20 protein-coding genes are annotated in these 22,682 nt (G+C 57.0%); 10 read left to right on the top strand and 10 right to left on the bottom strand.

The window, feature by feature from the left end; all coding sequences use genetic code 11:
• Positions 1–158: 158 nt before the first annotated feature.
• A complete protein-coding gene (gene hisC / locus JJL52_RS03565; protein WP_202051013.1) occupies positions 159–1,250 on the bottom strand; it encodes a histidinol-phosphate transaminase in 1,092 nt (363 codons plus the stop codon).
• A gap of 611 nt (positions 1,251–1,861) precedes the next feature.
• On the opposite strand from hisC, the gene JJL52_RS03560 reads away from it, so the two are divergent.
• The 3 genes from JJL52_RS03560 to JJL52_RS03550 all read left to right on the top strand — a co-directional run bounded on the left by JJL52_RS03560 (position 1,862) and on the right by JJL52_RS03550 (position 4,317).
• A complete protein-coding gene (locus tag JJL52_RS03560) occupies positions 1,862–2,209 on the top strand; it encodes a PepSY domain-containing protein (RefSeq protein WP_202051012.1) in 348 nt (115 codons plus the stop codon).
• A gap of 66 nt (positions 2,210–2,275) precedes the next feature.
• Positions 2,276–2,944 carry a response regulator transcription factor gene (locus JJL52_RS03555; protein ID WP_202051011.1) on the top strand — a complete coding sequence of 223 codons (669 nt, stop codon included), beginning with the start codon at positions 2,276–2,278 and terminating at the stop codon, positions 2,942–2,944.
• Positions 2,941–4,317 (top strand): sensor histidine kinase, encoded by a 1,377-nt coding sequence (locus JJL52_RS03550; protein ID WP_202051010.1) that lies wholly within the window; start codon positions 2,941–2,943, stop codon positions 4,315–4,317. Before JJL52_RS03555 ends, JJL52_RS03550 begins: the two co-directional genes overlap by 4 nt.
• Before the next feature lie 172 nt (positions 4,318–4,489).
• Here the strand turns inward: JJL52_RS03550 and JJL52_RS03545 are convergent, their stop codons facing one another.
• A complete protein-coding gene (locus tag JJL52_RS03545; RefSeq protein ID WP_202051009.1) occupies positions 4,490–4,807 on the bottom strand; it encodes a hypothetical protein in 318 nt (105 codons plus the stop codon).
• On the opposite strand from JJL52_RS03545, the gene JJL52_RS03540 reads away from it, so the two are divergent.
• Both JJL52_RS03540 and JJL52_RS03535 read left to right on the top strand, forming a co-directional pair.
• The gene (locus JJL52_RS03540; protein ID WP_202051008.1) at positions 4,791–8,228 is read left to right on the top strand and encodes a PPi-type phosphoenolpyruvate carboxykinase family protein; all 3,438 of its coding nucleotides are present in this window, start codon (positions 4,791–4,793) and stop codon (positions 8,226–8,228) included. The genes JJL52_RS03545 and JJL52_RS03540 overlap by 17 nt on opposite strands.
• A gap of 112 nt (positions 8,229–8,340) precedes the next feature.
• Complete coding sequence (locus JJL52_RS03535; RefSeq protein ID WP_202051007.1) at positions 8,341–8,757, top strand: hypothetical protein; 417 nt, start codon at positions 8,341–8,343, stop codon at positions 8,755–8,757.
• Positions 8,758–8,843: 86 nt separating this feature from the next.
• Here JJL52_RS03535 and JJL52_RS03530 read toward each other — a convergent pair whose 3' ends face one another.
• Positions 8,844–10,886: a TonB-dependent receptor gene (locus JJL52_RS03530; protein ID WP_202051006.1), complete on the bottom strand. Its 2,043-nt coding sequence runs from the start codon at positions 10,884–10,886 to the stop codon at positions 8,844–8,846.
• Positions 10,887–11,116: 230 nt separating this feature from the next.
• On the opposite strand from JJL52_RS03530, the gene JJL52_RS03525 reads away from it, so the two are divergent.
• Complete coding sequence (locus JJL52_RS03525; RefSeq protein WP_202051005.1) at positions 11,117–12,460, top strand: ATP-binding protein; 1,344 nt, start codon at positions 11,117–11,119, stop codon at positions 12,458–12,460.
• 15 nt (positions 12,461–12,475) lie between these two features.
• Here the strand turns inward: JJL52_RS03525 and JJL52_RS03520 are convergent, their stop codons facing one another.
• Entirely contained in the window at positions 12,476–13,135 is a 660-nt protein-coding gene (locus tag JJL52_RS03520) for a hypothetical protein (RefSeq protein WP_202051004.1), read from the bottom strand.
• Between the two features lie 57 nt (positions 13,136–13,192).
• Entirely contained in the window at positions 13,193–13,762 is a 570-nt protein-coding gene (locus JJL52_RS03515) for a TetR/AcrR family transcriptional regulator (RefSeq protein ID WP_202051003.1), read from the bottom strand.
• Between the two features lie 113 nt (positions 13,763–13,875).
• Here JJL52_RS03515 and JJL52_RS03510 point away from each other — a divergent pair, with 113 nt between their 5' ends.
• On the top strand, positions 13,876–14,526 hold the full coding sequence (locus tag JJL52_RS03510) for a glutathione S-transferase family protein (RefSeq protein WP_202051002.1): 651 nt from the start codon (positions 13,876–13,878) through the stop codon (positions 14,524–14,526).
• Positions 14,527–14,783: 257 nt separating this feature from the next.
• Here the strand turns inward: JJL52_RS03510 and JJL52_RS03505 are convergent, their stop codons facing one another.
• Positions 14,784–15,872: a PA0069 family radical SAM protein gene (locus JJL52_RS03505; RefSeq protein ID WP_202051001.1), complete on the bottom strand. Its 1,089-nt coding sequence runs from the start codon at positions 15,870–15,872 to the stop codon at positions 14,784–14,786.
• A 35-nt stretch (positions 15,873–15,907) separates the two neighbouring features.
• Here JJL52_RS03505 and JJL52_RS03500 point away from each other — a divergent pair, with 35 nt between their 5' ends.
• On the top strand, positions 15,908–16,690 hold the full coding sequence (locus tag JJL52_RS03500) for a TIGR01458 family HAD-type hydrolase (RefSeq protein ID WP_202051000.1): 783 nt from the start codon (positions 15,908–15,910) through the stop codon (positions 16,688–16,690).
• A 321-nt stretch (positions 16,691–17,011) separates the two neighbouring features.
• Positions 17,012–17,554 carry a hypothetical protein gene (locus JJL52_RS03495; protein ID WP_202050999.1) on the top strand — a complete coding sequence of 181 codons (543 nt, stop codon included), beginning with the start codon at positions 17,012–17,014 and terminating at the stop codon, positions 17,552–17,554.
• A gap of 111 nt (positions 17,555–17,665) precedes the next feature.
• On the opposite strand, the gene JJL52_RS03490 is transcribed toward JJL52_RS03495, so the two are convergent.
• The 4 genes from JJL52_RS03490 to JJL52_RS03475 all read right to left on the bottom strand — a co-directional run bounded on the left by JJL52_RS03490 (position 17,666) and on the right by JJL52_RS03475 (position 21,227).
• Positions 17,666–18,817: an ATP-binding protein gene (locus JJL52_RS03490; RefSeq protein ID WP_202050998.1), complete on the bottom strand. Its 1,152-nt coding sequence runs from the start codon at positions 18,815–18,817 to the stop codon at positions 17,666–17,668.
• A gap of 290 nt (positions 18,818–19,107) precedes the next feature.
• On the bottom strand, positions 19,108–19,878 hold the full coding sequence (locus JJL52_RS03485) for an HvfC family RiPP maturation protein (RefSeq protein WP_202050997.1): 771 nt from the start codon (positions 19,876–19,878) through the stop codon (positions 19,108–19,110).
• Between the two features lie 6 nt (positions 19,879–19,884).
• Positions 19,885–20,733: an HvfB family MNIO-type RiPP peptide maturase gene (locus tag JJL52_RS03480; protein WP_202050996.1), complete on the bottom strand. Its 849-nt coding sequence runs from the start codon at positions 20,731–20,733 to the stop codon at positions 19,885–19,887.
• Positions 20,734–20,828: 95 nt separating this feature from the next.
• Positions 20,829–21,227, bottom strand: coding sequence for an HvfA family oxazolone/thioamide-modified RiPP metallophore (locus JJL52_RS03475; protein ID WP_202050995.1), 399 nt, complete (start codon positions 21,225–21,227; stop codon positions 20,829–20,831).
• Between the two features lie 269 nt (positions 21,228–21,496).
• On the opposite strand from JJL52_RS03475, the gene JJL52_RS21215 reads away from it, so the two are divergent.
• Positions 21,497–22,682, top strand: a 1,186-nt coding sequence (locus JJL52_RS21215; protein ID WP_272901701.1) for a copper resistance system multicopper oxidase, incomplete at its 3' end; no start/stop codon positions are given.

The raw sequence follows: 22,682 nt of genomic DNA, 5'->3' as shown, positions 1-22,682 counted from the left end.
CGTGACTAACGCGTTAACCGGCGCAATATACCACTAGAACCTAGTCGATTTGAAGTGCTTCGATCGATTTGTTTACCGTGAGATAACAAAATACGGCGAGAAAAAAGGGGAAAACCGGCATCTTTTTCTCTGCCGCTTTCCCCTCGTCGAAAGAAGACTCACTGACTGGATATAAAACTTTGATTCAGCGCGGAAAGAAAGGCTTGGTTTTCATCGGGCTTGCCGATCGTCACGCGCAGGCAGTCGGCCAAAATGCCGCCCTGCGGGCTCAGGTTCTTGATCAGCACCCCCCGCTCCTTCAGTCCGGCGAATATCCCGTTCGCGCGGCCCGGCGGCGTTCTGAACAGAATGAAATTGGCGGCGCTCGGGTAAGGCATGAGGCCGCTGATAGCGGTCAGCGCGACGAAAACGCGCGCCCGCTCGGCGCAGATCAGCCGGGTCTGCTGATCGAACAGGGTTTTGTGGTTCAACGCGAACTCGGCGCTGGCCTGGGTCAGCACGTTGATGTTGTACGGAAGGCGGATTTTATCCAACTGCCCGAGCAGTTCGGCGCTGCCGGCCAGGTAGCCGAGCCGCAAACCGGCCAGTCCCAGCTTGGACACCGTGCGCATCACCAGAAGATTCGGATAGCGGCCGAGCATGCCCAGGTAACTGGCGCCGGCAAACGGTTCGTAAGCCTCGTCGATCACGACCAGGCCCGGTGCGTTTTCGACGATCGCCTCGATCGCGGCCCGATCAAACAGGTTGCCGGTCGGGTTGTTCGGATAGGCCAGGAAGATCAGCTTCGGCTGATGCCGTTCGATCGCGGCCAGCATCGCCGGCAGATCGAGATCGAGATCCTCCGCACGCAGAGGCACGCCAACGTAATCCAGACCCAGGCAGCGGCTGAGCTGCCGGTACATCACGAATCCCGGCTCCGGCGACAGCACGGCGGAATCCTGCGGCAGCGCCATCAACAAGAGCTGAATGATTTCGTCGGAACCGTTGCCGAGCAGCAGCGGCGCATCGTCATCCAGGCCGGCAGAGCGTTTGATCGCCGCGGCGAGACGGCGCGCGCCGGGATCGGGGTAGCGGTTCAACGGGCAGGCACGCAGGGTTTCGAGCCAACGGGTTTTGAGGTCTTCGGGCCACTCGTAGGGATTTTCCATCGCATCCAGCTTAATCAAGCCCTCCGCATCGGCAACGTGGTAGGCGGACATGGCCAGCACTTCCTTTCGGAAAACGCCGGCCGCCAGGTCGTTCACATTCATCATTATAAAAGTCGGTATCGCTGCGGTTGAGTTTCGGCCACATTGTCCCAGATTCCTCAGCCGATGTCTTGCCGGAGTTTCACTCGCTCCATCCGAAACCGGTCTCCGCGCTCCTGTCGGCTTTTTTCGGTGCGTCATTCCGAGGATAAGAAGACGAATTGGGGACGTTTTGAAGACATGATTCAAACTTCCGATATGATGCGGGAAAAATACCCGCCGGGTTCATTAAGGCCATTCGCGGTGCAATGACAAATAAAGAACCACGCAGTATCCGTGTCTCCCAATGCCGTTAAGTCAAGAAGCTTTGCCCTTTCTACCTCCGAGAGAAGGCGGGGATGGGGAATAAATAGAGTATTTTCCTTATGATCCTCCTCACCCCGCCCTCTCCAGCAGGAGAGGACGACTCCTTCTTTAACGTAACGGTATTGTCCCCAAAGGCATAAAAATCTGCTTTTTTACCGTCAAGATCGCTAGCTGCTGCAGACCTGCCCGCGCTAAAATTGAGTTACATTACAAAACCGTATAGTTTCGGAAGCTTTCGTGCAATGTGGGGCAGGTTATGCTTTTCCCGCAATCGGACAATCGGGTCCGGTGCGAACGAGGGTAACAACATGAACATGAAACGAAACCATCTTTTGATCAGTGTAACAGCGGCCATCTTGGCAGTAGCCGCAATCGGGGCCGAAGCGCAAGCGGAGGACTCTCGGGGCGAGGAAGCCAAAGAGCTGCATCTTTTCAACCAGGCCGCCATCTCCTTGTCCGACGCAATCAAAGCGGCGGAACAAAAAACCGGCGGCAAAGTCCTGGAAGCGGAGTTGGATGACGATTCGAGCACGCCCCAATTCGAGGTGGAGGTCGTCAAAGACGGCCGGATTCATGAAGTCCTGGTCGACGGCAAAACCGGCGCAGTACTCAAAGTCTCCTTGGAAAACAACTCCGACGAAAACGACTCCGACTGAAGCTCCGCTTCGGGATTGAAGGCGGCCTCGCTAGCCGGGGCCGTTTTCCGGATTTTTTAGGACATCATGAATATTTTATTGATCGAGGACGACCGCGAAACCGGCAATTACGTGGCAACCGGCCTGAAAGAGGCGGGCCACCACGTCGATCTGGCGAAAGACGGCTACGAAGGCCTGCTGTGCGCCAAGGACGGACATTACGATCTGCTCATCATCGACCGCATGCTGCCTCACCTTGACGGCTTGACGCTGGTAAAAACTTTGCGCAGCGCCGAATGCGGCATCCCCGTCCTGTTTCTGACCACACTCTGCGGCATCGACGACCGCGTCGAAGGACTCAATGCCGGCGCGGACGATTACTTGGTCAAACCGTTCGCGTTCAGCGAGCTGGCCGCGCGCGTGAATGCTCTGCTGCGCCGCCCGCGGCAAACGTCGGAACCGAAAATCCTGCAGGTCCAGGATCTCGAAATCGATTTGCTGAAGCGGCAGGTTAGGCGTTCAGGCCAAACGATCGAACTGCAGCCGACGGAATTCCGCCTGCTCGAATACCTGGCCCGCCATGCCGGCCAGGTCGTCACCCGTACCATGCTGCTGGAAAACGTCTGGGATTTTCATTTCGATCCCAAAACCAATATCGTCGAAACCCACGTCAGCCGGCTGCGCAGCAAGCTGAATGCCGGCGGCCGGCCGGATATCATCCAAACCGTGCGCGGCGCGGGGTATATGATCCCATGAAGCTGCCCGAGATAGTCGATACAACCAGTTTCAAACTGTCGGCTTTATATTTAGCCCTGTTCCTGATTTCTTTCCTGTCCATCGGCATGACGGTGTATTGGCTGACGACGCACACGCTGGAACAACAGCTGAAAAGCGGCATCGAGGCCGACGCCAACCGCCTGCAAGCCGAATACGATTCCGACGGGCTGGAGGAATTAAAGGAAGAGATCGACGAAGACGATTGTCTGGCGTCGCATACTTACGGCATCCTGGACCGGAACGGCCGGCTGATCGGCGGCAACTTCGGCGGCTTCCACCCCATCGAAGGCTGGCAAACGATTGTCCGGCCGGTTTCAAGCCAATCGCCTCATCAGGTAGAAAGCGAGCTGCTCTATATGAAGGTCGTACCGCTGCCGGGGCGATACTGGCTGGGCGTCGGCCGCGACGGCGGCTATATCGGAAAAGCCGGCGACGCCGTCATTCGGGCGTTTTTATGGGGCATTGTCCTGGTGATACTGTTGGGCGCGGGCGGCGGCGTTTATATCAGCCGGTCCTTCCTGAACAAAATCCGGCGCATTACGTCGTCGACCGAGGCGATCATCGCCGGCGATCTGCAGCACCGCCTGCCGGTTTCGAAAAACCGTGACGAACTGGACAATCTCGCGTCGCTGCTGAACCTGATGCTCGATAAGATCGGCGCACTGCTCGAAAACGTGCAACAGGTCTCCAACGACATCGCCCACGACCTGCGTACGCCGATCAGCCATTTGCAATTCAGGCTCGAAGACGCGGCCGCAAGAGACCTTTCGCCGGCACAGTACAAAGAAAGCATCGCCTATGCCATTCAGGAAATCGACGGGATTCTCGGCACGTTTTCCGCCCTGCTCCGCATCTCGCAGATCGAATCGGGATCGCGGCGCAGCGGCTTCAAGCCGGTAGATCTCGGCGCGGTCGTCCTGTCCGTGATCGATGCGCTTGGCCCGGTCGCCGAAGAGCGAGGCAAAGCCATTCGCACGGCTGTCGAAAAAAACGTCATGCTGATCGGCGACAAAGAGTTGCTGACCCAACTGGTCTTCAACCTGCTCGAAAACGCGATCGTCCATACGCCGGAACGCACGGGCATCGATGCCGCGCTGCACGCAACGGACGACCGGCTCGAATTCACCGTGGCCGACCGCGGGCCGGGTATCCCGGAAGCGTACCGGGAGAAGGTGCTCCGGCGCTTTTTCCGGCTCGAACAAAGCCGTACTACCCAAGGCAACGGCCTGGGGCTCAGTATCGTCGCAGCGATCACCGATCTTCATGGCGGAACGCTCACACTGTCTGACAACGGACCGGGGCTCAAAGTCGTCTTCGGCATACCACATAAACGCAACTCCGCACCCGATTGACCCTACCTCAGGATCGAGTTTTCGGTTCGGTGCCGCCGTTCGCTCTCCATGCCTAAGCATGACGCAAGCTGATGATCGACATCGACAAAATGATCGACAACGCCCCTTCCGAGCACGACCTGATCAATGCCGTGTTCGCAGTGAATTTCATCGTCAAAACCGGCCAGAAAAATTAATCCGGCGGCGGATTTTCGATGCCAATTTGTAGATCTGGTGAAGAAGTCCCATGAACCGGGCACATGAAATTTTGCTTGAACGACGCGTAAACTATCGGTACGCTGGACGGCCCGAACATCGAATTACGCAAAGAAATCGGCGCGGAGAAATTTTTCTGTTTGCAGCGGCAAACGCTTTGCCAAACGGAGAGCCCGGCGCAGGATGTTGAAAAACGTTTTTTAATCAAAGCCGTCAGTTTCACGAAGGCGTTACCAATAATAAACCAAGCTAAACCAACGCTCGTTACAGTTACCACCATGAATACATCCGTCATCTCGCCTCCTACCGATTTACCCGGACAACAACGGGAACAATTGCATCTGATCAATCTGCATTTAGCCGCCTTGGGGCAGCCGACCTGCGAAGTCGAACACGATCAAAGTTATCTGAAGATCGCGGACGGCTTGTTAAAAAATTATTCCCGGCAACGCCGTCTCTTGTCCCGCTACCGGTGTCCCGCCGATCAGCGCATTCAGAATTTCCTGAACACTTACCTGCGCGAAAACGGCGTCGAGGGCGAGATTCTGCTGCCCGGCGAAACGTTCATCCTCGAAGAAGGGCTGGCCCGGGAACTGTCGCTGCCGTTCCAGTCGAACGAATACCATTCCCCTTACATCGACTCGTACCGGGTTCGGCAAGGCGTTCTGCACAATCCGAAAAACGACCGGCGCACCACCAAAGGCGTGTTCCACATCGCGGCCGGCGGCTTGCCGGTGCCAGCGGACAAAAGCGAAGTGCCGGTTCGCGCTTATGCGGAAATCCTGCGCCGGGCCCTGACCCCGCCCGACGACCTGCTGCGCCTGCCTTATACGAGCCGGCAACAAAATCCGGCGAAACTCTGGCTGTCGATGCTGATCCGGCCGCTCGTGGTCCCCGGCATTGCAGGCGTAGCGCCGCCGAAAACGATGGAAACGCGTTTTTTTGTGCCGGGCGGCCTGGTCGCCAATCTGGACTTCGTCGAATCGATCTTCGACAATGCCGGCAACCCCTTTCTGCCCGAAAACGATGCCGCGTTGGACATCGAGCACTGGACCGGCCATACCGGCTGTATCATCCTGGCGCCGCATCTGGTGCATTGCCGCAAAAAGGACCTGGGTTTGCCGCCTATCGAGGAAGCGAGCGAACGGCAGCGCCAAGACGGCATGTGCTGGCAAAGCGAAGACGAACTCTACAACGACGGCAAGCCTTTCAAACTGGTGTGCCGAAACATGCACGGCGTCATCGTCACGATTATCGCCGACAATTATTTCGGCTACAGCAAAAAAGAGATCAAATCGCAGATCAGCTACTCGGCCAATCTGTACGGCGGCTGCGAAGAAGAACATGCCGGCGGAGCGCTCGCGTTCGTCCGGGCCAGCCTGGGGGACATTTATCTGGCGAGCCCGGAAAACATCAAAAACGTCACGTTCGAACAAATTCCGCGCCTGTTGGGCGATACGATCGACCTGCATCCCGAAGGCTATGCGACCGATAAAATCCATCCGGGCATCGTTTTCATTCCCGAAACGGCCGAAATCAACATTCAGCGACAGCAAGTCAGTTGGGGCCGAAACGGCGCGACGCAGACGCTGAAACTGCTGGCCGACCGGACCTACGTGTACCCGAACGGTTTCCGCGTGCACATGGAGCGCCACCCGCACGCACCGAGCTGGCGGCTGATCGGCACCTTTCCGGAAAGCACCCTGTGTCACAAGCCGAGCACGGTGTCCGGGGGCGGCAAGTCGGAAATTTCGAAGTCGATCGCCGGCGCGATCCTTTTCGGCTCCATCTTCATCGAAGATTTCAACAAAGACATGGACACCGTCACCGAAATTTTCGCCTACGACTATTCGCAGCGTTTTCGCGATCCGGCGCGCAACGGCATCGATCAGCGTCCGCTGCTCAGCAACCAGCGCACGCTTGGCTCGGTGATCAAACTCTTAACCCCTTCGCAAGGCGAATATTCCGACGCCTACAACCAATGGCTGACACAATTTCCGCAGCACATCTGGGCGCTGGTGCTGATCATCAAGCGCTTTTTCAACCCGGCGTGGGGCGAGAATTGGCGCGAACATTTTTCGGTCGACGTCGTGAACGGTTATCCGGGCAACGAATTGAAATTTCACGGCCGCAAACTGATCGCCTGTTATCTGCGCGTCGGCTACGACAGCAATGGCGCCTGGCGGGTGTTCAAACTGCGGCAGGATTTCATCGCCTCGGACAAAGTCCAGTTCGAAGACGACATTACCGCCTCGACCGTCGTCCCGGCCGGACTCTTGCCAGAATTGAGTCCGAACACGCCGAATCCGAGCGTCAAACTGGTCGAAAACTGCGAAATGAGTTTTTTCCAGCGGCCGGACGACGCGGTCCACCGCGGCACCGACCTGCAAACCGAAGCCGACCTCTCCGGCGGCAACAATTTCATTTCGAATTTCGAACCGCTGACGCCGGGCGACGCCCGCGAAATCCGGGACGACGTCGTGCATTTCGATCAGTACAGCGAACCGATGCGCAACCTGATCGCGCGCGCCGCCGAGGCCCCGGAAGGTGAATTTTTCGTCTCCTCGGCCCATCCGCGCCTGGTCGACGGCAAACCGAGCCAGAACGTGCGCTACCTGCAGCAGCGGCCCGACCTCATCGACCCACGTCCGCGCTATCTGGCGGAACTGTCGACCCGGCTGGCGCGCGGCCTGCGCGTCGATCAACCGGTGCATTTTCCGGTCAATGCAGTCCTGCCCGGACGCCGCAACAACCCGCGGGACAGCGCGGCCGGCATCAAGCCGCTGGCGATTTACAACCCAATCCATTACCAGGAACTACCCGAACTGTTCATGGATTTCATCTGCAGCCTGACCGGAAAATCGCCATCCACGACCGGCGCGGGCTCGGAAGGCGCGCTGACCAAAGGCCCGTTCAACGCGGTCTGCGCGACGGCCGATTTGAACACCGCGCTGGTGTCTTTCATCCTCTGCGGCTACGACGGCTTCTCGACCGCGGCCGGTTATATCGGTTCGGAGCGGCGAATCGATCACGACATCAGCCTGTTGATACCGGAGATCTGGTCGCGCCTGCCGGCCGACCAGCGCGATTCCCGCTATATGATCGCAGAGGGCCATCTCGAAAAACTCGAAGATTTCGAATACGAAGGTCGGACCGTGTACGCGAGCCGCCTGGGTTATCGGATTACCGAACGCTTCGTGCATACCAATTTCGGCAAGGTCTTCGATTATCCGACCGCCGTGTTCGACGAAGCGATGCTGAAGCCGGAAACCCAGAGTCTGACGGACTTCGTCGACGGCGTCGACAACGTGTACCAGGCGCAGCAACGGGTCGCCTTACTTTATTTCAAGGATGGCTCGATCGACGACGCCTGCCCGCCGCTCAAAGCGCTGCTGCATGTGATGGCCTACGGGCATTACGAAGGCAAAACGGTAGACGATCCATCCATTCGTGCGATGTTCACCCGCGAGGCGCTGCTCGAAAGCGACTGGTACCGCGAAAGGCTGCTGATCAAGCAACAGCGGGAATACGCACTCCGGCTGCGGCACTGCGAATACATCCGGCAACGTTTGGACGAAACCGAACCGGGCGAAGCGTGGCACCGGGTTTTGACTGAAAAGCTCAAAACCGCCGAACGGATGCTGGCCGAAGTGGGCGAACCGAGTTATCTCAAAAATTTGTCCGGGACTTTGGGAGCGGACTGGGTGCATCGCTGAAGAGCTGGAGGTCGCAATATGGCTATTGCCTATTGCGCCGTATGAAGTACAAGCATCCGGCGGAATACGCTTCGCTATTCCGCCCTACGCGAACAGACACCTTTGACTCACTATGTCATCCTATGCACGCAACAACGCTGCTTCTTTTATCGCCGGTATCAGAGGTGAAAGAATGATTAGAAGAACGATTGTTTTAGGCTTGCTCTCATTCGCATTCTCTAAATTTAGTTATGCGGAAATTACCGAGGTTGAACTTAGCGACGGAACCATAGTTAAAAGGACGACAACACAGATTTCAAATGCCGGCCATCCGAACGGCTCAAAGGACGAAAATAGGCAAGAGGATTCTGATAATTATTCTTTGCGCAACCACATTGAACCGATCATTTTCATTAATCCTCGCCCGCCAAAACCAGGATCGCCGCCTCGCTCTGGCGATGCGTCTCACGATGGAAAATATAACCATAACCCGGCCCCTGCTCCATACCTGGACTTTTTGCCCGATAAGAACAATACACCAGAGCCGTAGGTGCCGTAATCGCACATCTGGAAAACGGCAACCTTCCTCCGATTACGCTATCGCTAGCCGGAGCGACTCGTTGTGATTTCGCGTATTCAATAACTCAACCGAAAACCGATCTCGGCCCCCCGTCCCGCTTCCGGCGCAAAATTGCGCAAATACGAGGTGGAATTGCGGTTGTTTTGATCGAGTAGATTATTACCCTTCGCAAACAGCATCAATTCGGCGTCTTTGTAAGCCTTCAGTTGATAATTGACGCCAACGTTGAGCAAGAAATAGCCGGCGGTGGACGTTTCGAAGTCGCCGGCATGCGGCTGATCGTCGGCGCGGGTGAAGCGCAAATAGCTCGACAGTTTATCCTGATTGTAATCGAGCTGCAGTCCATAGCGCAGCGGCGGCATCCGCGGCACGTCGCCGCCGTTCACGAATTCGCCGCGCGTATAGTCGCTGAACAGGGTCAGATCCAGCAACCCGTAGCGGTTCTCCATCACCGGAAAGATCAGCTTGGCTTCATAGCCTTTGAAGATCGCGTCCTGCTGGCTCGTGACCAGAACCGGCTTGCAGTCGATTGTGCAGGGATTACCTTCTTCATCCACAAATTCGCCGCTGCGCTGCTGGTAGATGTAGTCGCCGGCCCAGTTGTGGAACAGGTCGAACTCGGCGCGCAGCCAGTCCGACTTGAAGCGGTAGCCCAAGTCGAGGTTGTAGGAGGTTTCTTCCTTAAGGTTCACATTGCCCCGCTCGAAGCTGCGGGTCGCGTCATGGAAACCATCAGCCAACAGCTCCTGCACTTGCGGCGCGCGCGAGGAACGGGTGAGCGCCAGGTTCAGTTGGTGTTGTTTGTCGATTTTCCAGGCGGCGGACACGGACGCACTGACCGGCGTATAGTCAAGCCCTTTCATGCCGTCCGGCTGAATGTCGGTTTGATCGATGCGCATCCCGAACTGGTAGGTGACGGGACCGGCATCGAACGATTCGAGGGCAAAAATGCTGTAACTGTCGATCAGCGAATGCGGTACGATCGGCTCACCGGTCAGCTTCTCGATCGCGGTGAAATTGCTGGACTGCACCTGAAAACCGACAGTGCCGCGCACGGGACCGATGTCCTGATGATCCATTTCCAGACGGCTTTCGTAGGTCCGGTTCGCGAAAAACGCGCCCGGCTCGCCGTTCGCAATTTCGGTATGTTGGTAATCGGTATAACCCAAGCGGGCGCGCAGGCTTTTCGCAAAGCGGAACGGATCGATCAGTTCGCTTTTGAAGTCATACTTGTCCTGCCGGAGAGCGATACGCACGGTTTCTTCGCCGGTCCCGTCCGGGGCAATTCCGTAATTGTTTTCGAGGTGGTTGATCGAGGCGCCCGCGAAGCCCGGCTCGCCGATCCAGGACAGGCCTGCCGAACCGCTGATCGCTTCCGCGCCGGTATTGTTCAGATGGCCTTTGGGGTTATCGACGATGTCGAGCGAAGGGTCGGTGATCGAAGCCTTGGCCGTATCGATCGCGCTGCCGCCGATCGAAAGATTATCGCGGTGGCGGTAAAAGCCGTCCAAATGGTAGGCGATGTGGTCCCGGCCGCCGTCGATCTTCATCACGGTACTGGTTTCGTCGCTGGTCGAATCGAAGCGCTGCTCGAGCGCCCCGCCGATCGGTTTGTCGGGCATTTTGTCCGGAATGCGGCTGTCGATCACGTTGACGATGCCGCCGATCGCGCCGCTGCCGTATAGCAGCGTGGCCGGCCCGCGCAACACTTCGACCCGTTCGGCCAGCAGCGGCTCGACGCTGGCGGCATGGTCCGGGCTGAAGGATGACGCATCGTTGCTGCCGATGCCGTTACTCAAGACCCGCACCCGCGGCCCCGCCTGTCCCCGGATCACCGGCGTGCCGACGCCGGGGCCGAACGACTGGCTGGCGATGCCCAGTTCGTCCTTCAGCGTCTCGCCGATGCTGCGGCCGGTTTTCATCCGCAACGCATCCTCGCTCAATACTACCGCAGGCTGTGCAGGATTCTCTTTTTCTTTCGGCGCAGGTGCTGTGACGACGACTTCGCCCAGCGTGGTGTTACCCGGTTCCTCGGCTTGCGCGCCCCCAGCCGGCAAAAACAGGCAGGCGACCATATAAGGATAAATCGGTCTTTGCATCAAATCATCTCATCCGTTGTGATGTTATATTATAACATATAAAAAATTCTCCCTGCACTGCCATTTTTTCAATCGCTCGATCATGCAAAGCGCAGCATCGCTTGAACACTCCCATGATCGCGAACGAAAGCCGTGACGCGATTTTGATTAAAATATAATTCCCGCTGACGACAGCTCTATGACAAACCGATCAGTCTTTAATTCTCAATCGCCATCCGACAAAAAATGCAATGCGTACCAAATCCTTAAGTTTTAGATTACTGACCTCCGAAGGCCTGGTGCTGGCGGCCTTTTTCGCGCTGGTCGCCGTGGTGCTCGAACAGGGTTTCCGCGAAAGCGCCGAAGAAGCGTTGAAGGAGCGTTTGCAGGTACAGGTGTACTCCCTCTTGTCCTCCGCCGAACTGAAAGACAACGGCGAATTGTCCGTTTCGCAGAATCTGCAAGACCCGCGCTTCATGAATCCGGGCTCGGGGCTCTACGGTTTCATCCGGCAGACCAACAAAAAACTGGTCTGGAGCTCGCCTTCCGCGATCGGCCTCGATCCGCCGCCGCTCCCCGACATGGCGCCGGGCGAACCGGCCTTTACCCGGGAAAAGCGCAACCGCTACGCGTTCCATTACCGGGTCATCTGGCAGACTGTGGCGGGCATGGAGCGCGAATACCTGTTTACCGTCGTCGAAGACGGCGATTTTGTCGAGCAGCAGGTCAAGCGCTTTGCGGTAACGCTGTGGACATGGCTGCTGGTGATCGGCGTGGTATTAATCTTCATCCAGTTTTCGTTGCTGCGCTGGAGCCTGAAGCCGCTGCGCCGGATCGTCAGGGATCTGGAATCGATCGAAAAAGGCAAGCGGACGCGCCTTGACCATTACTATGCGACCGAGTTGCAGGGACTCGCGAACAATTTGAACGCGTTCATCAGCAGCGAACGCGCGCATCTGGAGCGCTACCGCAACACCCTGGCCGATCTGGCGCACAGCCTGAAGACGCCGCTGGCGATCCTGCACGGCTGCGCGCATTCGTTCCAGGGCAACCAGGACGCGGTGATCGAACAGTTGACCTACATGGACAAAATCATCGAGTACCAACTGCAGCGCGCGGCCGCCAAAGGCGAAACCAAAACCGTCGGCGCCTCAGACGTTTCGGACATCATCCGAAAAACGGTCGCCTCATTGGCCAAGGTTTACCTGGATAAGGGGATTTCGTTCGACTTGAATATTCCCGAGACCAGCCCGGTGTATTACGAGGAGGGCGACCTTTACGAAATCATCGGCAACCTGCTCGACAATGCCGGCAAATGGTGTCGGAAAACGGTCCGGGTCCAGGTCGCGCTGAACCAGCGCAAGAACCGCCGCAATTATTCGGTGTTCTTGCTGATCGAGGATGACGGCCCCGGCATTCCGCAGCAGAAGCTCAGCGAGATTCTGAAACGCGGCGTCCGCGCCGACGAGAACATTCACGGGCACGGCATCGGGATGGCGGTGGTCAGCGACCTGATCGAACTTTTGGGCGGCAAGCTGGAGGGCATGCCGAGCAAGACGCTGGGCGGGATGAGCTGGAGCGTGTATTTGCCCTAAAGTTTCTTTACTTCTTCATTCCATCCCGACATCTTCAAGAGACGGGGCCGTTTTTGGAATTTTGTCTTTTTTCGAAGTTAGCGTGATTTCCCGGTCGCGCTTGGGATCGAAGCGGTAGCGTTCGCTGATCTTGAAGCCGGTCAAATAGTTGAAACTGACTTTACCGCCGGTGCCGAGTGCGCCGTCGCCGTCGATCCGATCTTTCCCGATCAGCACGAAGCGGCGGAATGTCGGATCGTAACGAAACCGCCACGTTTGATCGGTAAACTCGCGGGAACCGGTTAATTGATGCACGATCAGCACGCCTTTTTTGATTTCGATGCCGGCGCTTTCCTTGAGGCCGCCGCAGTGCACACACGCGAGGAGGCCGTCGTTATGCCCGGCGGGCCGAAGCTTTCCGCCGGCGCCGCCGAGCAGCGTAAGTAAAACCCGGGGCCCCTCTTCGGCTGTCGACCCGGCGGAGGACGGAATCAGGATTGCGGCGATATCCGCAATGCCGTCGGCGTTCAAGTCGCCATTCGCCTTGTCTGCGGCCGCCCACCCGCGCGGGGTGAAATCGCCGAGTGTGCGGCCTTCGCGGGGAAGCTGGTTGAGGTCGAAAGCGGCTTCCTGTGCCCGTGCCGCATAACCGGGCACCGCCGTTAATAGAAAAAGGACGAGTTGGAGAAAATACATGGCTCTGGCTCCGGCAGTGGAAGGAGGTCAGGGACTATAAAAAATTCTTCGATTCCGCTACACGCCATCGAGGCTGCGGTTAATCAGGATTTCCGCCGCATCGCGCGCCGCCCGCATCGCGCCCGAATTACGCTGCATCTGCTCGGCGACGATCGCGCCGGAAATCAGCAGGCTCAACTGCCGGGCCAGCAGCTCGGGTTGCCGCGCCTCCGCCTCTTCCGCCAGATCGGTCAGCCGGCGGCGGAATTGCAGGTAGAAATCGACGGACGCCAGCCTGAACGGTTCGTCCTCGGCCGCCGATTCGGTTGCGGCATTGATGAACGGGCAGCCGCGGAAGCCGTCCGATGCCAGCAATTCGCCGAATACATCGAAGACCGCCAGCAGCCGGGCTTTCGGCTCGGACGCCCGCGCCGCGATGCCGTCCACTATCTTCTCGCGCATTATCTCGGCGGTTTTCTGCAGATGCGCCAGCACCAGATCATTTTTGGACGGAAAATAATGGTACAGGCTCATTTTGGTGGTACCTGCCGCCTTCACGATCGCATCGACGCCGGTGGCGCGGATGCCCTGGCGATAAAACAGTTCGGACGCGGTTTGCAAGATACGTTCTTTCAGATTGCTGGACATGATAAAGAATGAAAACATAAATAAAGTTGCAACTATACCGACCGGTCTGTATCATTGCAAATGACTTACCGGTCAGTCTATCTTTTTCAACGCTCAACCTGGAGATGAACCTCATGATTACCTTATACGGTTTCGCGCTAAGCAACTATTACAACAAGACCAAACTGACCCTGCTCGAAAAAGGCATTCCTTTCAACGAAGAGGTGGTGAGGCCATCCCAGGATGCGGCCGTTTTAAAACGCTCGCCGCTGGGCAAAATCCCGTTCATCAAGACCGACGGCGGTTACTTGTCCGAATCGCAGGCAATCCTCGAATACCTGGAAGACACCTATCCTGACCGCCCCTTATATCCCTCCAATCCGTTTGAACGCGCCAAATGCCGGGAGTTCATCCAGCATCTGGAGCTGAACGTGGAACTGGTCGCGCGCCGCATTTACGGGGAGGCGCTGTTCGGCACGCCGGTTTCGCAGGAAATCAAGGACGAAGTCAGACAGAAAGTCGAGGCGGGCCTCGAAGGCGTGATGCGCCTGGCGCGTTTTTCGCCCTACGCGCTCGGCGAAAACTTTACCGCGGCCGACATCGTCGCTTGGCTACATTTGGGCCTGATCGCAATGGCGACGCAAAAAATTTACGGCGAGAATCTGGTCGCGGCGCATGTGCCGGGTATCGCAGATTATTTCAAACAAATGGAAAGCCGGCCTTTCGTGAAACAGGTCGCGGAAGGGCGGGATGCGGCGATCCAGGCTTTTTTTGCGCAAAAATAGCGCTGCCTGCGTCACTCTCCTCTTTGAAAAAGACGACTGCATGAGCAGAGATTTGCTCCTCGGCAATATAGCTCCTGCATTGCCTACCTCCTGCCTCCGTGCAGCCGTCGGCTACCGCTCCCTGCGTTGCCGAGGGGCCGGGAGAGATTTTTTTAAATAAATCCCCCTCAATCCCCCTTTTTCAAAGGGGGAAGTCGTAGGCCGGATAAGCGAAACGCATCCGGCCTACGCAACCTCTTAACTTAACGGCATTGTGCTTACCGGAACAGGTCCGTCTGGCCCCCCGGAAGCGGCGGCCGGAACCGGTCCGAATCGAAGCCGGGCGAGCCGGGAAAAGCCAACCGTTTATAGGCAAGGCGAAAACGCCGGCCGAGCAGGCCGGCGTATTCGCCGGTGCCGGTCATCCGCGTCCCGAATGTGGAATCGTAGGCCTTGCCGCCCCGCACTTCGAAAATCCGGTACAGTACGCGCTCGGCCTTCAAGGGCTCATGTGTGTACAGCCATTCGCCGAACAGCTCGCGGAGTTCGAGCGGCAGGCGCAGCAGTACGTAGCCCGCATCGACCGCGCCGGCCTTGCGGCTTTCGCTCAGGATCTTTTCGAGCTCTTCGTCGTTCAGCATCGGAATCAAAGGGGCGACCAGCACCAACACCGGTATCCCGGCCGCCGCCAGCCGCTCGACCGTTTGCAGACGCCGGTGCGGGGCCGCCGCGCGCGGTTCCAGACGCCGCGCCAGATCGGCTTTCAGCGTGGTGATCGAGATCGCAACCTGCGCCAGACCGTCCGCAGCCATCTCCGCTAAAATGTCCAGATCGCGCTCGATCAGCGCGGACTTGGTCACGATCGAAACCGGATGCCGGGTCTCCTGCAGCACTTCGAGAATTCGCCGAGTCAGACCGAGCCTGCGTTCGACCGGCTGGTAGGCGTCGGTATTGATGCCCAGCGCGATCGGAGCCGCACGGTAGCGGCGGGCGCCGAGCTCTTCGCGCAGCCGTTCGGGCGCATCGGGCTTGTAAAACAGCCGGGTTTCGAAGTCGAGCCCCGGCGACAATCCCAGATAGGCATGGCTGGGACGGGCGAAACAATAGGCGCAGCCGTGCTCGCAGCCGCGGTACGGGTTGATCGAGCGGTCGAACGGCACGTCCGGCGACTGGTTGTAAGTGATCACCGTCTTCGCCGTATCGACGCCCAACGTCGTCGGAACGCGCGCCGGCAGCTCATCGAGGCCGCCCCAACCGTCGTCGAACGCCTCTTTCGTTGCGCTCTCGAAGCGTCCCGTCCGGTTGCTCAATGCACCGCGGCCTTTGCGAGCCTGCGGAGGAAGCGTATTATGCTCGTCGTGGTTCATCGCTTATCTTTTAACTACTGGCTTCGGAATTTCGGATGACTCCTTTATCGTTAATTCGCGGCATCCTTATCGATCTCGACGGGGTCCTGTATGTCGGCTCCCAGGCTGTAAACGGCGCTATCGAAGCCGTCCGCGAAATCAAGCGGCGCGGCTACCGCTGCCGCTTCGTCACCAATACCAGCACCTTGTCCCGCGCTTCACTGCACAAGAAACTGGCCGGTTTCGGCTTCGACATCGACGAACACGAAATCGTCAGCGCGACCCGCGCCGCGCTGATCTACCTCCAGCAATTCGGCGACCCGGTCTGCCATTTGCTGCTCACTGACGACGTCAAGCAAGACTTCCGGCATCTCAGGCAATCCGACAGCAAGGCCGATTTCGTGATCGTCGGCGATATCGGCGATGCTTGGTCGTACGAGCGGCTGAACCGGGTTTTCAACCTGCTGATCGGCGGCGCCGAACTGATCGCGATCCATAAAAACCGTTTCTGGCAGACCGAGCGCGGCCTGCAGCTGGACATCGGGGCCTTCGTCAGCGGCCTGGAATACGCCAGCCGGAAACAGGCGACGATCATCGGCAAACCCTCGCCCGATTTTTTCAAAGCGGCCCTGAGCGAACTGGAAATGCCGCCGGAGCAGGCCGCGATCGTCGGTGACGACATCGATGCCGACATCGGCGGCGGACAGCGCGCGGGTCTGACCGGCATCCTGGTCAAAACCGGCAAATACCGGCAGGATTACGCGGAAAACAGCCTGGTCGTTCCGGGCCTAATCATTCCTTCCGTTGCCGCATTGCCCGACCTTCTGCCGGGACAGTAGACGTGAAGCGAAGGCCAGCCTGAGGACAATGTTGTTAGATAGGTCGGCATGACAGTTTAACTTAACAGTCATAAAAATCGGCTTTTACTCCGTCAGATGAAAATGTATTTTCATGATAGAGCTATGCGTAGGGTGGATAAGCGCCAGCGCATCCACCATTGAACACCTAAATTGGTGGATGCGCTGGCGCTTATCCACCCTACAATTAAGTGAATTTTCAGGGTAATGGCATAGTTCTTCAGTCCCATGGTTAAAACCTTCCAGACCGAATTGAGCCTCTACAATTAAGCATTTAACAATAACATTTCCTAACATCGAACCATGATAAAAAAATTCTTCGCCAAAGCCTTCGATATTGTTCTGGGAATATTAGTGACCGTCTATATCGTTCTGGAAGAGCTGGTCTGGGAAAACATTGCCGAGCCAATTTACCGGTTTATCCACGGACTGGCAATCCTGAAAAAACCCGAGGAGTTTATCCGCGGACTGGACCGCCATGTGCTGCTGGCGGTGTTTCTGGTGCTATTCATCCAAGTGGAACTGCTGGGCCTTTTTGCGCTGCAACTGATCGGCACGGGGAAGATCCTCGCCGGGACAATGCTCTACACCGGCAAAATTCCGGTCGCCGCGTTTACGTTCTGGCTGTTCCGCATTTCTAAAGAAAAACTGATGACGTTCGGCTGGTTTAAACGGTCTTATGAATTGATCCTGTCGATCATCGAAAAGATTAAATCCAGCTCTATTTACCTGAGAATCGAGGCAAGGCTCAAACAGGTTAAGGCATGGCTTAAAGTCCGGCTGTACCGCTCTCAGCTATATATCAGCCGGTTTATCGAAGCTCTCAAAAGCGCGATCACTTTCTAGAAAATCAATTAGGTAATTTTTAAATCTCAGGGTCGTAGGATGGGCTGACGAAGGAAGCCCATCGTTCGCGATTGATGGGCTTCGTACCTCAGCCCATCCTATCGTGCTTTGCTAACTCGTGAGCTTGTCGTAGGTGAGCTCTTGTTCGGTAATTACGAAATCGAGCGATAGCAAGGAGTTGACCGGACTGGAGAGCTCATCCGCAAAAACAGAAACGGGTAATTCTGTAGTTCCGCTCTGGGTCATCCCCACGAACAACTGCTCCGACGTTAGTCTAGTGTCTTTGGCCTGAATCTTTCCGAAGTATGCGTTGATCGTCCAGCCAGCTTTTGTCTCGGCAATTTCAATGTCTGGCGCCATCTGATTCATGGAAACTGGCCTAATGTGGTCTATCGGGGACCACTCGCGCCGCGGTTTCTTTGGTCGATTTGAACCTAACGAGAATTCGAGCGAGTGCGAGGGATCCGCAACGTGGGTCGTCAGCTTTACGCCGGAGGCAAGTGCGGTTCCTTCATTGTGTACAGCGAATCGGATTGGGCGAAGTTTCGCGCCAAAGCGCAAATACTCGGCGCGATCTCGATAGAAGTCGGAGTTTGTGTGTCCGAGCGGAGAATAGATCTGTATTCCGAAGGGGCCGGTAGGCGCAGGCGGCGAGTAGTCGGGAAGGCTCTTTATCTCCAGAGGGTTCAGGTGCACTGCTTCGAAAGTCGCGGCCTCCACCAAATTGGACCAGTCAGAGCCAGTCGCAAGCCGCGGAACCAGTAACGGCCGTAGCTTCAGACCCTCGCTTACCGCCTGACCCATGCGCGCTATCTCGTCTGGGCGCGCCTCGTCCGTTGAGGAGCCTCGGCGGAGATAGACGGTGTTCCGACGAAGTGAACCATAGTCTTTTGTGAGGAAGGTTGGACGATCCTGTACAGGGATGTGAATAACCCCGATTTGCTTGCCTCGGAACGATGTGGGCGTGTAGGAGAATTCCACCGGCCGATTGGTCTTCGAGTTCACAAACTGCTGTAGTTTTGCGTCGTCGATGTGTTCACTGATCCCGACTACTACAGACTCGGCCTCCTTGACCTCTTGGACTCCAATGAGAATGTAGGCGTCGGTCCTGCGCCAAGCATTTGCGAACGCCAATATGTCTTTCAGCAACTCCGATTTCACGCGGTCATCCGCACCTTCAAATGAATACTGTTCGCGCTTGAAGTCGAGTTCAGCACCTTCGGCCTCAAAGAGAAGGGCGGAGATCAGTGGATCAAGGTTCATTTCGTGCGGCCTTACATAAGTGGCTTCGATTTTATCTGGATTTTTGCGCAAAGTACATTTTTGACCCTAAGCTTACGGCAAGCTTTGCCGGGTTTGACGAAAAATTGCAAAGCAAAGGCCAGTCCGATGCGCAAAGACAACAGGCTCGTCGTTCCCTTGCCCTTTATTATCGGATGATCAGTGCCATTAAATCGCCGCCACCTCCATCCAGCCATGTAGGGTACGCATCGCGTACCATTTTCAAAACGTTTTGGTGATATTAAGTTCCGAAAAGGTACGCGATGCGTACCCTACAACTCGTTATCCTTCGCTGGAGAATCAAGAAGAAGGATATTTTTGGCAACTAAATCCTGCACGATCTTGAGCCCGCCCTCGTAAACGACCTCGGGCTGCGGATGCTGTAGCTGTTCGGCCACTGAGTGCAGGTAGGCAGCGACTGTTTGGCCCGGCTGTTCCTGGCTCAAAGCGAGCAGTTGGTAGGTGACCGGCGTGATTTCGAGGAAGCGGACCTCATCCTCGGAGTCTCGGTACACGATCAGAAAGGTCGGCTGTTCGGGAGGCTCCTGCGGCTGGTAGTCGGGCGATATCCGGTGCACCGGAAAGCGGTAGGCCAAAGGCCAGGCGAGCGGCGAGAGTTGCAGGGTTGCTTCGGACCAATTGCCGGAAAAAGGCGGATTGAATGGCGCTTCCTCTCTCGCGATCGACAGCGCCATTTCGGCCCATTCGTAGTGGGCCAGTTCGAGCATGAACGGCGGGTCGGAAGGATTGTCGCGCTCGGTTTGGAGGTACTCGATAAACTCCTCGGCGATTTCCGAGAAATAAGGGGTTTTGCAGGTATGGCGCGCATAAAAGTCCTGCACCAGTTCGCGCCATTGCGCATCGCTCAGGAGTTTGCGCAGCACCGGAAAATTGACGGCCAGAAAGTTGTCGATGTTGTTGAAGAACAGCTCCCGGTACATCGCCATCCGTTCTGGCTTCACGTCGGCGGGCGCGGGATGGCTTTCCGGATTGCGCAGATAAGCGGAAAACGCCTGCTGCCTGGCTTTGAAATCGGCGCCCATCGTCAATCAGGCCGAGCGTTTCGCGTGTTCCCTGCGCCAGGCGTCCTGTATCGCCTTGATCGTCTCGACCTCCCGGAGCAGTTCGGCCAGCGGCGGCAGGTTGAAATCGCGTTCGAGCAGGGTCGGGAACACGCCGTACAGTTCGTAGGCCTTACCGAGCAGTTTCCAGACCGGATCGATGACTGCCGCGCCATGCGTGTCGACCAGAAAATCTTCGGCCTCGACATAGTGCCCGGCGATATGCGCGTAAGCGATCCTTTGGCCCGGCACTGCCCTTAAAAAAGCTTCGGCGTCATAGCCGTGGTTGACGCTGTTCACGTAGATGTTGTTGATGTCGAGCAGAATGTCGCAATCGGCTTCCTGGACGACCGCATTGAAAAAATCGATCTCGGCCATTTCCTGGCCGGGCGCGGCATAGTACGACACGTTCTCGATCGCAATGCGCTGTTTGAGCAGCTCCTGCACGCGCTTGATCCGGGCGGCGACATGCCTGACCGCCTCCTCGGTAAACGGGATCGGCATCAGATCGTAAAGATGGCCGTTATGGCTGCAATAGCTCAAATGTTCGCTGTACAGCTTGATCCCGTGTTCGGCCATGAACGCTTTTATATCCAGCACCAGCTTTTCGTCGAGCGGATCGCTGCTGCCGAGCGACAAGGACAGACCGTGGCAGACGAAATCGAAGCGTTCGGTTAGGGAGCGGAATTGTTTTCCGTATTGGCCGCCGAGCGTAATCCAGTTTTCCGGGGCAACTTCATAGAAACCGACGGCCTGCAGCGGGGGATGATTGGCGATCTCGGCGAGCAATGAACGCCTCAGTCCGAGTCCCGCCCCTTGAACATGAAAGTGCGGCATAAAATGGAGGAGTTAAAACAGAGGGGAAATCCGTTGGAGGCAAACTCGAAGGAGCGGCGGCGAGTCCGCCGCTCTTCCGGCTTCCTCGGGATGAATTATTTCTTCATCGCGCCGCAAGAACCTTCCTTGCCTTTCATCATTGCGCCGCAGACGCTTTCCATGCCTTTTTTCATCTTGCCGTCGTCCATCATGCCGCCGCATTTGCCTTCACCGCATTTGCCTTCGGCGGCTTTGGCCGGTGCCGGCGCGGTAGTGGATTTTTGGCCGGCGCAAGCGCCTTCCGCCGTTTTGTTTTGCGGCGGCTGCATGTTCGATTTATCCATGCCGCCCATGTTCGCGCCGCAGGCCATCTCGCCGGCCGCCAGCTGCATGTAACCGCTGTTCAGCTCGGTCATCCCGAACGGATTGGCTTCCGCATGCGCGGTAGCGGTCGCAGTGGAAATAATCGCAGCACCCATCGCAGCGGCCAAAGGCGATTTGTTCATTTTTTTCATTGTGGCTCCTCGTTTACTCAAATATTTTCAGCCAGGGGACTGGCCGAACGGTTGTAAATCTACGCTAGACATCTGAATAAGAGATGAATATAGTCGTAAAAGAGATACGAAAACGCCGACTATACAGATTTTCCGCCGTTTTCGCCAGTTGCGAATTTAGTCCCGTCTTCGTGCTGAAAGATTCCTTCTCTTCCAGTTAAGGGCATGGGAACGCTGAATAACCATCACTTTCTAACTGCTTTGCTTTCTAACTCCCTGTCGGCTTTGACATGACCCTTTCTTACCGCCGCTTTTTCATCTTGATGCTATGGCTATTGCAACTGTATTTCGGCGCGGCCTATGCGGACACCTATACCCTGACGGTCGGCGAGAAAACAATCAACCTGACCGGCAAACCGCAAACCGCGGTGGTCGCCAACAACAGCCTGCCCGCACCGACGCTGCACTGGCACGAAGGCGAGGAAGTCACGCTGAACGTAGTCAATCGCCTGAAGGAACCTACCTCGATCCATTGGCACGGAATCGTCCTGCCTTACCGGATGGACGGGGTGCCCGGCATCAGCTTTGCGGGGATCGAACCGGGGAAAACTTTTACTTACCGGTTCCGGGTCAAACAGAACGGAACCTACTGGTATCACGGCCATTCCGGCATGCAGGAACAGCAGGGACTGTTCGGCGCGCTGGTGATCGAACCGGCGCGCCCGCATCGGCAAACCGAGCGCGACTATGTGCTGCTGCTTTCGGACTGGCCAGAGGCCGATCCGGAGCGGACGCTCGCGCGCCTGAAAAAGCAGAGCGATTACTATAACTTTCAGAAAAGAACCGTCGCAGACCTGTTTAAGGACTTTCGCGAACGCGGCTTTTCCGAAACGGTAAACGACAGGCTGGCCTGGGGACAGATGCGAATGGAGCCGACCGATCTGGCCGATGTGACCGGCGCCACTTATCATTATTTGGTCAACGGGCAGACGCCGGCGATGGACTGGACGGCGCTGTTTAGCCCCGGCGAAAAGGTGCGCCTGCGCATCGTCAACGCTTCCGCGATGACCCATTTCGACGTCAGGATTCCGGGCTTGAAAATGCGGGTAATCGAAGCGGACGGCCAGCCGGTGATGCCGGTCGACGTGGGGGAGTTCCGGATCGCGGTCGCCGAAACTTATGATGTGCTGGTCGAACCGAAAGCGGACCGGGCTTACCGGATCTTCGCCGAAGCAATGGACCGAAGCGGCTTTGCGGCGGCTACCCTGACGCCAAAAATCGGTTTGCAGGCCGAACTGCCAAAAATGCGCCCTCGTACCTTGTTGACACTGGCGGACATGGGACCGATGCACGGCGATCACGGCGCCCATGCCGAGCATCAGGCGGCTAAGCCGGACGATAACGGGTCTAATCAGCCGCCGCATGCGGACCATGCGGACCATGCGGACCATGCGGACCATGCGGACCATGCGGACC

The organism is Candidatus Methylomicrobium oryzae (genome assembly GCF_016745425.1).
Classification (GTDB): domain Bacteria; phylum Pseudomonadota; class Gammaproteobacteria; order Methylococcales; family Methylomonadaceae; genus Methylomicrobium; species Methylomicrobium oryzae.
Note: the sequence above shows the minus strand (reverse complement) of the source record. Positions and strands in the feature narration are given on the sequence as shown.

Coding starts and splice junctions, on each gene's coding strand:
- hisC (WP_202051013.1), bottom strand. CDS start 1,250: ATGAATGTGAACGACCTGGCGGCCGGCGTTTTCCGAAAGGAAGTGCTG.
- JJL52_RS03560 (WP_202051012.1), top strand. CDS start 1,862: ATGAACATGAAACGAAACCATCTTTTGATCAGTGTAACAGCGGCCATC.
- JJL52_RS03555 (WP_202051011.1), top strand. CDS start 2,276: ATGAATATTTTATTGATCGAGGACGACCGCGAAACCGGCAATTACGTG.
- JJL52_RS03550 (WP_202051010.1), top strand. CDS start 2,941: ATGAAGCTGCCCGAGATAGTCGATACAACCAGTTTCAAACTGTCGGCT.
- JJL52_RS03540 (WP_202051008.1), top strand. CDS start 4,791: ATGAATACATCCGTCATCTCGCCTCCTACCGATTTACCCGGACAACAA.
- JJL52_RS03545 (WP_202051009.1), bottom strand. CDS start 4,807: ATGACGGATGTATTCATGGTGGTAACTGTAACGAGCGTTGGTTTAGCT.
- JJL52_RS03535 (WP_202051007.1), top strand. CDS start 8,341: ATGTCATCCTATGCACGCAACAACGCTGCTTCTTTTATCGCCGGTATC.
- JJL52_RS03530 (WP_202051006.1), bottom strand. CDS start 10,886: ATGCAAAGACCGATTTATCCTTATATGGTCGCCTGCCTGTTTTTGCCG.
- JJL52_RS03525 (WP_202051005.1), top strand. CDS start 11,117: ATGCGTACCAAATCCTTAAGTTTTAGATTACTGACCTCCGAAGGCCTG.
- JJL52_RS03520 (WP_202051004.1), bottom strand. CDS start 13,135: ATGTATTTTCTCCAACTCGTCCTTTTTCTATTAACGGCGGTGCCCGGT.
- JJL52_RS03515 (WP_202051003.1), bottom strand. CDS start 13,762: ATGTCCAGCAATCTGAAAGAACGTATCTTGCAAACCGCGTCCGAACTG.
- JJL52_RS03510 (WP_202051002.1), top strand. CDS start 13,876: ATGATTACCTTATACGGTTTCGCGCTAAGCAACTATTACAACAAGACC.
- JJL52_RS03505 (WP_202051001.1), bottom strand. CDS start 15,872: ATGAACCACGACGAGCATAATACGCTTCCTCCGCAGGCTCGCAAAGGC.
- JJL52_RS03500 (WP_202051000.1), top strand. CDS start 15,908: ATGACTCCTTTATCGTTAATTCGCGGCATCCTTATCGATCTCGACGGG.
- JJL52_RS03495 (WP_202050999.1), top strand. CDS start 17,012: ATGATAAAAAAATTCTTCGCCAAAGCCTTCGATATTGTTCTGGGAATA.
- JJL52_RS03490 (WP_202050998.1), bottom strand. CDS start 18,817: ATGAACCTTGATCCACTGATCTCCGCCCTTCTCTTTGAGGCCGAAGGT.
- JJL52_RS03485 (WP_202050997.1), bottom strand. CDS start 19,878: ATGGGCGCCGATTTCAAAGCCAGGCAGCAGGCGTTTTCCGCTTATCTG.
- JJL52_RS03480 (WP_202050996.1), bottom strand. CDS start 20,733: ATGCCGCACTTTCATGTTCAAGGGGCGGGACTCGGACTGAGGCGTTCA.
- JJL52_RS03475 (WP_202050995.1), bottom strand. CDS start 21,227: ATGAAAAAAATGAACAAATCGCCTTTGGCCGCTGCGATGGGTGCTGCG.